Source organism: Sphingopyxis sp. FD7 (genome assembly GCF_003609835.1).
Lineage (GTDB): Bacteria > Pseudomonadota > Alphaproteobacteria > Sphingomonadales > Sphingomonadaceae > Sphingopyxis.
This window is the reverse complement of record NZ_AP017898.1, coordinates 600627-612821: the sequence shown is the minus strand read 5'-3', so window position 1 is coordinate 612821 and position 12195 is coordinate 600627. Positions and strand designations below refer to the sequence as shown.

General features: G+C 65.2%; 12 protein-coding genes. All 12 read right to left on the bottom strand.

From position 1 onward, the window contains the following. Positions 1–52: 52 nt before the first annotated feature. Complete coding sequence (rpmE, locus tag SPYCA_RS02875; RefSeq protein WP_011542237.1) at positions 53–280, bottom strand: 50S ribosomal protein L31; 228 nt, start codon at positions 278–280, stop codon at positions 53–55. Positions 281–508: 228 nt separating this feature from the next. After that, positions 509–970 carry a 3-hydroxyacyl-ACP dehydratase FabZ gene (fabZ, locus tag SPYCA_RS02870; protein WP_120218859.1) on the bottom strand — a complete coding sequence of 154 codons (462 nt, stop codon included), beginning with the start codon at positions 968–970 and terminating at the stop codon, positions 509–511. Between the two features lie 26 nt (positions 971–996). Continuing rightward, on the bottom strand, positions 997–1686 hold the full coding sequence (locus SPYCA_RS02865) for an OmpH family outer membrane protein (RefSeq protein WP_120218858.1): 690 nt from the start codon (positions 1684–1686) through the stop codon (positions 997–999). Next, positions 1686–4376 (bottom strand): outer membrane protein assembly factor BamA, encoded by a 2691-nt coding sequence (gene bamA / locus SPYCA_RS02860; RefSeq protein WP_120218857.1) that lies wholly within the window; start codon positions 4374–4376, stop codon positions 1686–1688. Before bamA ends, SPYCA_RS02865 begins: the two co-directional genes overlap by 1 nt. A 71-nt stretch (positions 4377–4447) precedes the next feature. Further along, positions 4448–5581: an RIP metalloprotease RseP gene (gene rseP / locus SPYCA_RS02855; protein ID WP_120222115.1), complete on the bottom strand. Its 1134-nt coding sequence runs from the start codon at positions 5579–5581 to the stop codon at positions 4448–4450. Then, a complete protein-coding gene (locus tag SPYCA_RS02850; protein ID WP_120218856.1) occupies positions 5574–6737 on the bottom strand; it encodes a 1-deoxy-D-xylulose-5-phosphate reductoisomerase in 1164 nt (387 codons plus the stop codon). Before SPYCA_RS02850 ends, rseP begins: the two co-directional genes overlap by 8 nt. A gap of 1 nt (position 6738) precedes the next feature. Next, positions 6739–7404 (bottom strand): phosphatidate cytidylyltransferase, encoded by a 666-nt coding sequence (locus tag SPYCA_RS02845; protein ID WP_120218855.1) that lies wholly within the window; start codon positions 7402–7404, stop codon positions 6739–6741. Between the two features lie 2 nt (positions 7405–7406). Beyond that, the gene (gene uppS / locus SPYCA_RS02840) at positions 7407–8084 is read right to left on the bottom strand and encodes a polyprenyl diphosphate synthase (RefSeq protein WP_120218854.1); all 678 of its coding nucleotides are present in this window, start codon (positions 8082–8084) and stop codon (positions 7407–7409) included. Between the two features lie 159 nt (positions 8085–8243). Beyond that, a complete protein-coding gene (gene frr, locus SPYCA_RS02835) occupies positions 8244–8798 on the bottom strand; it encodes a ribosome recycling factor (RefSeq protein ID WP_120218853.1) in 555 nt (184 codons plus the stop codon). 80 nt (positions 8799–8878) lie between these two features. Next, positions 8879–9601 (bottom strand): UMP kinase, encoded by a 723-nt coding sequence (pyrH, locus tag SPYCA_RS02830; RefSeq protein ID WP_120218852.1) that lies wholly within the window; start codon positions 9599–9601, stop codon positions 8879–8881. Between the two features lie 233 nt (positions 9602–9834). Beyond that, entirely contained in the window at positions 9835–10761 is a 927-nt protein-coding gene (tsf, locus tag SPYCA_RS02825; RefSeq protein WP_120218851.1) for a translation elongation factor Ts, read from the bottom strand. Between the two features lie 132 nt (positions 10762–10893). After that, the gene (rpsB, locus tag SPYCA_RS02820) at positions 10894–11727 is read right to left on the bottom strand and encodes a 30S ribosomal protein S2 (protein ID WP_120218850.1); all 834 of its coding nucleotides are present in this window, start codon (positions 11725–11727) and stop codon (positions 10894–10896) included. Between the last annotated feature and the right edge of the window lie 468 nt (positions 11728–12195).

Genomic DNA, 12195 nt, shown 5'->3' with positions numbered 1-12195 from the left:
ATCGTCCCGAAGAACCGCCAGCGATCCCAGCTTTCGCTGGGATGACGGATTCTCAGCGCTTGAGCGTCAGCCCGCCGAAACGCTTGTTGAACTTGGCAACCTGGCCGCCGCTGTCGAGCATACGCCCCTGGCCGCCGGTCCATGCCGGGTGCGCGGTCGGGTCGATTTCCAGCGTCATCACGTCGCCTTCGCTGCCCCAGGTCGAGCGCGTCTGATATTCGGTGCCATCGGTCATCTTGACCGTGATCATGTGATAGTCGGGGTGAATGTCTTTTTTCATTTCCTGGCTCCTGCGCCGCTGGTTTCCGACCAGCAGCTTGAGTCTGTGCGTCCGGGGACGCGAAGCGGCGCCTTTACCGGGCAATCGGGGAATATGCAACACCTGCGCCCTCGTCGTTGCGAGCGAAGCGAAGCAATCTCCAGCTATCGGTCGTGCGCAAGACCCATGGCTGGAGATTGCGTCGTCGCTGCGCTCCTCGCAATGACCGCGAGAGCCGAAGGATTCGGTTTAATCGCTCGGCGGATCGGCAATCATCGCGGTGAACTGGCATTCGGTCGCGAGTTGCCCGTCCAGCATCGCCCGCCCTTCAAACTTGCAGATATTCCGCTTCGCCTGAAGGATGGTGACGTTGAGGTCGAGCAGATGGCCGGGTTCGACCGGCTTTCTGAACTTCACGCCGTCGATGCCCATGAAATAGACGAGCTTGCCCGATCCCGCGAGGCCGAGCGATTCGATCGCGAGCACGCCGCCCGCCTGCGCCAGCGCCTCGACGATGAGGACGCCGGGCATGATCGGCCGACCGGGGAAATGGCCCTGGAAAAAGGGCTCGTTCATCGTCACCGCCTTGACCGCATGGATCGACTGGTCCTTGACCATCGAAACCACCCGGTCGACGAGCAGCATCGGATAACGATGCGGCAGCAAGCCCAGAATCCGGCGGATGTCCGCCGGACCCATGGCTTCGGCCATGCTGTCTTCCCCGGCCGCCATCGCGCTTAGCGCGTCGTCGGCTGGTTGCCGGTCGGCGCCGGTGCCGGCGTGGCGCCGGGCTGCGCGGCGCGCGCGGCGTCCATCAGCTGCTGGTTGCGCTGCTGGACGAGCTGGCCCGGCTGATAGCCCGCGGGAACGGCGATCGACACGTTCGGCAGGATGCGGTTGAGTTCGGTCACCACCGCGTCGGTGATGTCGACATTATTCTCGCGCGCGAGCACCGCGTCGGGATTGAGCAGCAGGTCGACCTTTTTCGCGGTCATCGCCGCCTTGATCGCCTCGTTCATACGGACGCTGATCTGATCCTCGACATAGGCGATGGCAAGGTCCACCGGTCGGCTGATCTGGGCGAGTTCGGCCTGCGCGGCCTGCCGCTTGTCCTGCACCGCCTTCGCCGCGGCCTGAAGCGCAGCCTGGTTCTGCGGCGTCTTTTTCGCCTCTTCATTATATTTGGCGATCAGCACGTTGATTTCGGCCTGAAGCGTCTGGCCGCGCGACTGCTGCTGGTCGATCTGCGCCTTGTAGGTGGTCTCGATCTGCTGCGAGGCGGTGCGGAAAGCGTTGGAACGCGCGGCGGCGACGCGGACGTCGGCGACGGCCACGCCCTTCGCCTGCGCGATGGCGGGGGCCGACAGGATGGGCGAAACCGACAGCGCGGCGATCGCCAGCGCGGAAGCGGCAAGAAGTTTTTTCATCAGAATTGGGTTCCTACGTTGAATGAGAAGCGTTTGGTATCATCGCCCTCTTCTTTGCGAAGGGCGTAAGCGAAGTCGATCCGGAAGGGACCGAAGGGGGAGTTCCAGTTGACCCCGGCGCCGATCGCGACGCGCGGCATCCAGGTGTCGCCGAAGAAGCGTTCCTCGAACGGCGCGAGCGCCGAGAAGCCGGTGGGGCAGGTGGTATATTGCCCGGTGCCGGTGGTCACCCCATTTGTCGTGGTGGTGGTTTCGTCCGCAAATTGGGTCACGCCCGTCGACGCGTTGCGGCACAGGAACTTGTAAAGCCCGCTGCCCGGAACACCGTCGCGCGTGTCGCGGAAATCTTCGAGCGTGGTCAGCGTCGGGCGCTTCACGCTCCACACCGAACCGACGTCGAGGAAGATCGACGGCCTGAGGCCCAGTTCCTTCGCACCCGTGCCGAGCGGGATGTCGAGTTCGAGCCGTCCCTGATAATAGGCGCGACCGCCGAGCGCGTCGTCGATCTGCCCACGATTGTCATTGCTCGTGTCGATGACCGGGTTGGCGGGATCGTAAGTGGCGGCATAGCGGATGACGCGCGGGCCAACGCCGCGGATGTCGAAACCACGCATCTGCGGCTCGCCCAGGAAGAAGCGATCGGTCAGACGCACCTTGTCGCTCGTCGGCGTCGGCGCGCTGCCAAAGGGGTGGATATAGCCCCCTTCGGCCGAGATGTTGAGGATGAAGCGGCTGCCGAGATTGAAATGCTTCGACGCGGCAAGGCGCGTGCGGACATATTTGACGCTGCCGCCCAGCCCCGCGAAATCCTGGCTGATCGACGCCGACTGCCCGCGTGTCGGGCGAATCCGGTTGTCGCGGTCGTCATAGGCGAGCGTGAAGCCGACGAGCGACGTCGTGCGCTTGCCGATGGCGTCGCAGAGATAGCGGCCGGCAACGAGCGGATCGCACTGGTCGCCAAAGAAATAGATGTCGCGATCGAGCGTCACATCGTCATAGTTGAGGCTGTAACGGCCAAAGAAGGACAGGAACTCGGTGAGCGGAACACCCGCGTTGATCTGGAAGCCCGTCGTCACCTGCTCGAACGTCGTGCGGCGGTCGTTATCGATGAAGTTGAACGAATTGAGGTCGCGGCGATAGACGCTGCCGCCGACCGAGATGTTGCGATCGAACAGATAGGGTTCGGTAAAGCCCAGCTCGACCGACTTGGAATAGCTCGAATAATTGACCGACGCCTGCAATTGCTGGCCAAGCCCGCGGAAATTGCGCTGGCGGATCGACGCCTGGAGCAGAAAATTCTCGATCGACGAGAAACCGGCGGACAGCGAGAGTTCGCCCGTGGGCTTTTCCTCGACATTGGTTTCCAGGATGATGCGATCGGGGGCGCTGCCCTCCTTGCGCTCGATCTCCAGATTCTCCTGGAAATAGCCAAGGCTGTTGATGCGGTTCTCGGTACGCTTGACGCCGAAGCTGTTGAAGGCGTCGCCTTCGTTCAGGCGAAACTCGCGGCGCACCACCTTGTCGTGGGTCAGTGTGTTGCCGTTGACGTCGATGCGCTCGACATAGGTGCGCGGGCTTTCGGCGACGTTGAACGTGATGTCCATCGTCCGGTCGTCGGGATTGCGGCGGAACTCGGGGTTGATGTCGGCAAAGGCGTAACCGAACAGGCCCGCGGTTTCGCTGAGGCTCTCGACCGTATCCTCGACCAGCTTGGCGTCATACCAGTCGCCGGTCTTCATCGGCAGCAGGCTCTTCAGCATCTCGGGCTGGAAGTCGCGCAGCTCGCTCTTCACATCGACGTCGCCGAACTTGTATCGTTCGCCCTCCTCGACGACATAGGTGATGATGAAATCCTGCTTGTTGCTCGTCAGCTCCGCCACCGCCGAAATCACGCGGAAATCGGCGTAGCCGTTGGTCAGGTAGAACAGGCGCAGCTTCTGCTGGTCATAGGCCAGGCGATCGGGGTCATAGCTGGTGTTCGACGACAGGATCGTCAGCAGCCCCGTTTCCTTCGTCGCCATCTCGTCCTTGAGGTCGCCGTCGCTGAACTTCTCGTTGCCGATGATGTTGATCTGGCGGACCTTCGATTTCGGTCCTTCATTGATCTCGAACACCACATCGACGCGGTTCTGGTCGAGCGACACCATCTTGGGCTCGACGGTCGCGGCGAAGCGGCCCTGGCGCTTGTAGAGCTCGATGATGCGGGCGACGTCGGCGCGCACCTTCGAGCGCGTGAAGATCTGGCGCGGCGCCAGCTTGATCTCGGGGCGGATCTTGTCTTCCTTGAGCCGCTTGTTGCCCTCGAGGATCACGCGGTTGATGACCGGATTCTCGGTGACCTGGATCTGCAGCGCGCCATTGTTGTCGGTGATCTGGAAATCCTTGAACAGCTCGGTCGCGGCAAGGTCTTTCAGCGCCTGGTCGAGCACCGCGCGGTCATAGGTCTGGCCGACGCGCAGCCGCAGATAGGACAGAATTGTCTGCGCCTCGAGCCGCTGGTTACCGGTGACGGTGATCGACTGGATCGTGCTGGCGGCGGGCGCCGCTTCAGCCGCGGGAGTCGTCGGTGCCGGAACGGTCGGCGGCACGATATCCTGCGCCATCAGCGGCGCACTGAGCATCGTACCGGCCAGAAGAGCCACCGACAATTGTGTCCGGCTCAAGATTTTGTGTGAAGCCACGCCGTTCATCCCGCAAAATACTCAAAAAACGACAAACCCGCCTGACCGCGGGCTTGCGCGCACTCCCTGCCCCAGACTCGCTAGCCAATCAAGCGCGCGATCCTGTCCCAAAGGCCCAATGAGCCCAAATCGTTGAAAGTCACGACCAGCATCAGCGTCACCACCGCGGCAAAGCCGAAGCGGAACGCCCATTCCTGCACGCGGAGCGGCGCAGGCCGCCGCCGGATCGCCTCATAGGCATAGAAAAGCAGATGACCGCCATCGAGCATGGGCAATGGCAAGAGGTTGATGAACCCCAGATTGATGGAGATGAGCGCGATGAAGAATATCAGCGAGGCGATCCCCAGCGTCGCCGCCTGCCCCGAAATCTCAGCGATCTTGACCGGGCCGTTCATGTCCTTGATCGAACGGCGGCCGGTGAGAAACTGCGCGAGCACCTCACCGGTCTGGCGGACGATCTGCCAGGTCTGGTGCAGCCCGACCGCCGGGGCTTCGAGGATCGACACCTTCTCAAGCTGCGGCGGCGGCGGCGCGAGGCCGATGATCGCGCGTTCATATTCCTTGCCGAAAGGATCCTTTTCGGTGACCAGCCGCGGCGCCAGCGCGACCGTTCGCTCGCTTCCCTCGCGCAGCACGCGCAACTGCATCACCTCGCCCGGACGGTGCGCGACGGCCATCGGAATATCGCCGAACGTCGCAATCGGTCGGCCGTCGATGGCGACGATCCGGTCGCCCACGCGCAGCCCCGCGTCATCGGCGGCCGACCCGATCTCGATCGCGCCTGCGACGGGGGGCGTCACCACCTTGCCGCCAACCCACGCAAAACCGGCGAGGATCAGGATCGCGAACAGGAAGTTGGTGACCGGCCCCGCCGCTACGATCGCCGCGCGTTTCCACACGGGCTGCGCGGGAAAGCTGTGCGAACGCACTTCGTCGGGCAAGGACCGCCATCCGGCATCGGGCCGGCTCACCGCATCGCGGTCGCCCGCGAACTGGACATAGCCGCCGAGCGGCAGCCAGCCGATCTTCCATTCGGTGCCGCGCCTGTCGGTCCAGCCGAATATCCTGCGCCCGAAACCGATGGAGAAAGTCTCCGCCTTCACCCCGCACCAGCGCCCGACGATATAATGGCCATATTCGTGCACGAACACGAGCGGGCCAAGGACGAGGAGAAAGGCCAGAACCGTGAAGGCGAAACCGGGGGTTTCAAGCATGTTCAAATTGGTCCACAAAAAACTGGGCAGCCGCGCGCGATGCGGCATCGACGCTGAATATGTCCTGAAGCGATGACGGAGCCGCGGGTTCCGCCGCGTCGATCACCCGGCGCACCGTGTCGACGATGGCGGGAAAGGAAATGCGGCCCGCCAGGAAAGCGGCGACCGCCACCTCGTTCGCGGCGTTGAGCTGCGCCGGGCGCGCGCCGCCCGCGGCGATCGCGCCGCGGCAGAGCGCGGTCGCGGGAAAGCGCGCCTCGTCGGGCGCCTCGAAATCGAGCCGCGCGATCGTCGCGAGGTCAAGCGGCGCGCAGGGCGTCGCCATCCGCTGCGGCCACGCCAGCGCCGACGCGATCGGGATGCGCATGTCGGGCGAGCCGAGCTGCGCCAGCGTCGAACAGTCGATATATTCGACAAGGCTGTGGATCACCGATTGCGGGTGGACAAGGATTTCGATCCGGTCGAGCCCGACGGGGAATAGATGATGCGCCTCGATGAGTTCGAGACCCTTGTTCATCATCGTTGCCGAATCGACGCTGATTTTCGCGCCCATCGACCAGTTGGGATGCGCCACCGCCTGCGCCGGGGTCGCCGCGGCCATTTCCTCGGCGCTCATCGTGCGGAACGGGCCGCCGCTCGCGGTCAGGATGATGCGCCGCACCTGGTCGATCCGCCCGCCGGCAAGACATTGAAAGATCGCATTATGTTCGCTGTCGACCGGCAGGATCGTCGCGCCCGATGCGCGCGCCGCGGCGGTCATCAGCTCGCCCGCCGATACCAGCGCTTCCTTGTTGGCGAGCGCGACATCGTGCCCCGCCGCCAGCGCCGCCATCGTCGGCGCCAGCCCCGCGGTGCCGACGATCGCCGCCATCACGAGGTCGGTCGGGCGCTGCGCGGCCTCGACCAGCGCGGCCGCGCCCGCCGCGGTTTCGATCCCCGATCCCGCCAGCGCCGCCTTGAGGTCGTCGTGACAGCTTTCGTCGGCCACCACCGCAACATCGGGCCGAAACTCGATCGCCAGCCGCGCCAGTTCGCGGACGTCGCAATTGGCGGTGAGCACCCCGACGCGCCATGCCTCGCCGTCGCGGCGGACGAGGTCGAGCGTCGACTGCCCGACCGACCCCGTGGCGCCGAAGAGGGAGAGGCAGCGCGCCATGTCAGCCGCGCGCCGTAATCTGGCCCGCAAACGCCAGCGCGCCGAGCAGCAGCGCCACCGGCAGCAGACCGTCGACGCGGTCGAACAGGCCGCCATGGCCGGGGATCAGCCTGCCCGAATCCTTCACGCCCGCGCGGCGCTTCATCCAGCTTTGCGCCAGATCGCCCATCTGCGCGAGCAGGCCCATGAACAGGCCGATCCACAGCGGCACGCCGACGATCCCGGCGCGGTCGCCGATCGTCGCGCTGGCGATCAGCGCCGCGACCATGCCGCCCAGCAGGCCCGACCAGGTCTTCGACGGGCTGATCATCGGCGCCAGCCGCGCGCCGCCAAAGGCACGCCCGGCAAAATAGGCGCCGATGTCGGTCGCCCAGACCATGCCGAAGACCCAGAGCGCAACGGTCATGCCCAGCTGGTCGCGAATGAACCACAGCCCCGCGGCCGCGCCAAGGATCAGGATCGGGCCGAGCAGCATCAGCCCCGCCCGCGCCCCGCCGCCAAGCGCCATCGCGCGCACCAGCGCGAGCCATTCGACGAGAACGAGCGCGCCGCCGACGAGCAGCAGCAAGCCGAACGCGATGCCGCCGAACCACAGCGCGGTCCCCGCGATCGCGAACAGGATGATCGCCGATCCGACCCGCACCCAAAGATCCGATTTGCCCGCCATCGTCAAAGTCCCCCGTAACGGCGATCGCGCCGTGCAAATTGATCGAGCGCCGTCTTCAGGTCCGCCGGGGTGAAATCGGGCCACAGCTTGTCGGTGAAATAAAGTTCGGCATAGGCCGATTGCCACAAAAGAAAGTTCGACAAGCGCACCTCGCCCGACGTGCGGATGAGCAGGTCGAGCGGCGGCATGTCGGCGGTATCGAGGTTCGCCTCGATCGCCTCGGCGGTGATTTCGCCCTTCGCGGCCGCCGCCTTCGCCGCGCGAACCAGCTCGTCCTGCGCGCCATAGTTGAGCGCGACGGCCAGCGTCGTGCGCTTGTTGCCCGACGTGCGGTCGAGCGCATTGTCGATCAGCGCGACGACGTCGGGCGCCAGCGCGCGCCAGTTGCCGATCACTTTCAGTCGCACATCATTGGCCGCAAACTCGTCGAGGTCGGACAGGATGAAGCGCTTCATCAGACCCATCAGGTCGTTGACCTCTTCCTCGGGCCGTTTCCAGTTTTCGGAACTGAAGGCATAGAGCGTCATCGCCTCCAGCCCCAGCTCGCCCGCCGCGCGCACGATGGTGCGCACCGCTTCGACTCCTGCCTTGTGCCCGGCGACGCGCGGCAACATGCGCTTCTTCGCCCAGCGGCCGTTGCCGTCCATGATGATGGCGACATGGCGCGCGCCGTGACTCATAAATCCTCCCCGGGACGGGGAGGGGGACCACCGAAGGTGGTGGAGGGGCACGCGAGGCCACACGCAGCGTATGATAGAGGGTACCCCTCCACCATGCTTCGCATGGTCCCCCTCCCCGTCCCGGGGAGGATCGCGATGGCGGCACCGTCGCGCATCGGTTTAGCCCAGGATTTCCTTTTCCTTGGCCGCCGCCGCAGCGTCGATCTCTGCGATCGTCGCGTCGGTCAGCTTCTGCACCTCGGTTTCGGCGCGCTTGCGCTCGTCCTCGCTGATTTCCTTCTTGTTTTCGTCGGCCTTGAGGTTGTCCATCCCGTCGCGGCGGACGTTGCGCACCGCGACACGCGCCTTTTCGGCATATTGGCCCGCGAGCTTCGACAATTCCTTGCGGCGCTCCTGCGTCATTTCGGGGATCGGCAGGCGCAGCATCTGGCCATCGACGATCGGGTTGAGGCCAAGCCCCGCCGAACGGATCGCCTTGTCGACGGGGCCGACGTTCGCCTTGTCCCACACCTGCACCGACAGCATTCGCGGTTCGGGCACGCTGATCGACGCAACCTGGTTGAGCGGCATGTGGCTGCCGTAAACCTCGACCGTCACCGGGTCGAGCAGCGCGGCATTGGCGCGGCCCGTGCGCAGCCCGGCGAGGTCATGCTTTAAGGATTCGACCGCGCCGTGCATCCGGCGTTCGAGGTCGGCCTTGTCATATTTCGCCATCTCTCTTCCTCTCTATTCCCCAGCCCCGTTCGCGTCGAGCGAAGGGGAAAGGCAAAGCCAAAGTCGGCATGATAAATCCATCAGCCCGCGTCGCCGACGACGGTGCAGACGCCCTCGCCCGCCAGCACGCGCGCCAGATTTCCGGGTTCGCGGATGTTGAACACCACGATCGGGATATGATTGTCGCGGCACAGCGCGACGGCGCTCGCGTCCATCACTTTCAGATTATCGGCCAGCACGCGGTCATAGCTCAGCCGATCGTAGCGAACGGCATGGGCGTTCTGCTTGGGGTCGGCATTATAGACGCCGTCGACGCTCGTGCCTTTCAGCAGCGCGTCGCATTTCATCTCGGCCGCGCGCAGCGCCGCGCCGCTGTCGGTGGTGAAATAGGGGGCGCCGACGCCCGCGGCAAAAATCACCACGCGACCCTTTTCCATATGACGCTCGGCGCGGCGGCGGATCACCGGTTCGCACACCTTGTCCATCTCGATCGCCGACTGCACGCGCGTCTGCACGCCAAGCTGCTCGAGCGCATTCTGCATCGCGAGCGCGTTCATCACCGTCGCGAGCATCCCCATATAATCGGCCTGCGCGCGGTCCATGCCCTTGGCGGCGCCCGCCATGCCGCGAAAGATGTTGCCGCCGCCGATGACGAGGCAAATCTCCAGCCCGCGATCCTTGGCCTCCTTCACCTCGGCGGCCATGCTCGCGACCGTTTCGGGGTCGATGCCAAAGGGGCTGGAGCCCATCAGCGCTTCGCCCGACAGTTTCAGCAATATGCGTTTCAGGCCGGGCAATGCCATGGTGCGAAGATACCTTTGCCTAGGGATGATATGCGAATGGCGCGCACCCTAGTGAAGGCGCGCGCCATTGCCAAGCGGACTGCCGCGCCGGGCGCGGAGCCGATTCTCTCTCTTCGTCATGCCGGACTTGATCCGGCATCCCGCTTTGCGACGTGGATCAGCGGGATCCCGGATCAAGTCCGGGGTGACGAAAGTGAAACGGCGACGCCGGGCCAGCAGTCCAATTCTGCGGATCACACGCCGGCGGCGGCCGCGACTTCGGCGGCGAAGTCGCTTTCTTCCTTCTCGATGCCTTCACCGAGCTGGAAGCGCACGAAACCCTTGAGCGTGATCGCGGCGCCGACATCCTTGCCGGCGGCGGCGACAACCTCGGCGACCGGGGTTTTGCCGTCCATCACGAAGAGCTGCGACAGCAGCGCGTTTTCCTTGCGGAACTTGGCGATCGCGCCGTCGACCATCTTGGCGACGATGTCGGCGGGCTTGCCCGACTGGGCGGCCTTTTCCTCCGCGATCGCGCGCTCGCGCGCCACCAGGTCGGCGTCGAGGTCGTCGCCGTTCAGCGCCAGCGGGTTGGCGGCGGCGACGTGCATCGCGAGCTGCTTGCCGAGCGGTTCGAGCACATCGGACCCTGCGCTCGATTCGAGCGCGATCAGCACACCGATCTTGCCCATGCCCGGCGCAACGGCGTTGTGAACATAGCCGGTCACGGCGCCCGATTTCACCGTCAGCAGCGCGGCGCGGCGCAGCGACTGATTTTCGCCGATCGTGGCGATGTTGCTGGTCAATTGCTCGGCCACGGTGCCCCCGGTGGGATAGGGCGCGGCGGCGAGCGCGTCGATGTCGGTGATGCCCTCGGCGAGCGCAACCTGCGTCACGTCGCGGACGAAAGCCTGGAACTGCTCATTCTTGCCGACGAAATCGGTTTCGCTGTTCACTTCGACGAGAGCGCCCCGGGTGCCGTCGGTCGCAAAGCCGACGAGCCCTTCGGCGGCGACGCGGCCGGCCTTCTTGGCGGCGGCGGCGAGGCCCTTGGTGCGCAGCCAGTCGATCGACGCTTCGATATCGCCATCATTCTCGGCGAGCGCCTTTTTGCAGTCCATCATGCCGGCGCCAGTGCGGTCGCGCAGTTCCTTGACGAGGGCGGCCGTGATCTCAGCCATGTCATAATCCTTTCCAAAAGGGGCAGGCTCGCTGTGGCCTGCGTTCGCCGCGCGCATGGCGGCGCGATAAGTCAAACCGATGACAGGGACGGCGCCGGATCGCTGCCGCGCCGCCCCTTCATGCGCGAACGCTCAGGCGTCGCTCTGACGCTCGGTTTCGGCGGCCGCTTCGGCGGGAACCTGCTCGTCCTCGGTCACCGGAGCCGCGGCCTCTTCGGCCAGCGCCGCTTCGGCGACGGGCTCGACCGCCGCACCCAGATCTTCGCCGCGATCGGCGCGGCCCTGCTGGCCGCCGCGCGTCGCCGCCTGAGCGACGGCATCGCAATAGAGGCGGATCGCGCGCGCCGCGTCATCGTTCGCCGGAACCGGAAAGGCGATGCCGTCGGGCGAGACGTTCGAATCGAGGATCGCGACGACGGGGATGCCAAGGACATTGGCTTCCTTGATCGCCAGCTCTTCCTTGTTCGCGTCGATCACGAACATGACATCGGGAATACCGCCCATGTCGCGGATGCCGCCAAGGCTGAGTTCCAGCTTGTCGCGCTCGCGCGTCTTGTTGAGCACTTCCTTCTTGGTGAGGCCCGAGGTGTCGCCCGAAAGCTGCTCTTCGAGAGCCTTGAGGCGCTTGATCGAGTTCGAGATCGTCTTCCAGTTGGTGAGCATGCCGCCCAGCCAGCGGTGGTTGACGAAATGCTGACCCGACGCACGCGCGGCGTCGGCGATCGGTCCCTGCGCCTGGCGCTTGGTGCCGACGAACAACACCTTGCCCCCGGCGGCCGCGGTCGAGGCGATGAAGTCGAGCGCGCGCGCGAAAAGCGGCACGGTCTGCGACAGGTCGAGAATGTGGATGCCGTTGCGCGCGCCGAAGATATACGGCTTCATGCGCGGGTTCCAGCGGTGGGTCTGGTGGCCGAAGTGGGCGCCGGCCTCGATAAGATTCTGCATCGTGACGACAGGTGCCGCCATGGTCTTTCTCCTTCCGGTTGATCCTCTGGAAAGCAAGAACCGGGGTCCGCGGGGCGGATGATCCGGCACCGGTTTATGTGCGCCTTCCATGTGGAATGGGCGGCCCGTTAGCTGCCTTGTGCACGAAAAGCAAGCGGGAAACGCCGTGTGCGGGGGGCGCCAAATGACGGCTGCCGGCCGATTGCGGACGCGGCGCTCCTCCCCGGAACGGGGAGGGGGGCCACCGAAGGTGGTGGATGGGCACCATCGGTCGAACGCGGCCTGTGCGGGCCCGTACCCTTCCACCATGCGCATGGTCCCCTCCCCCTGCGGGGGAGGATCGGCCGGAATCCACCCCAGACCGGCCACAAAAAGCTGTCCGACATGGCCCGGCTGTGCCAGCCTTCATCCCGGCTCTTTCAAATGTGGACAAAGCGCTCGCCGCCCGGCGTGGAAGCACGCGCATCAATCGCGCGCGACCTGCGCGCC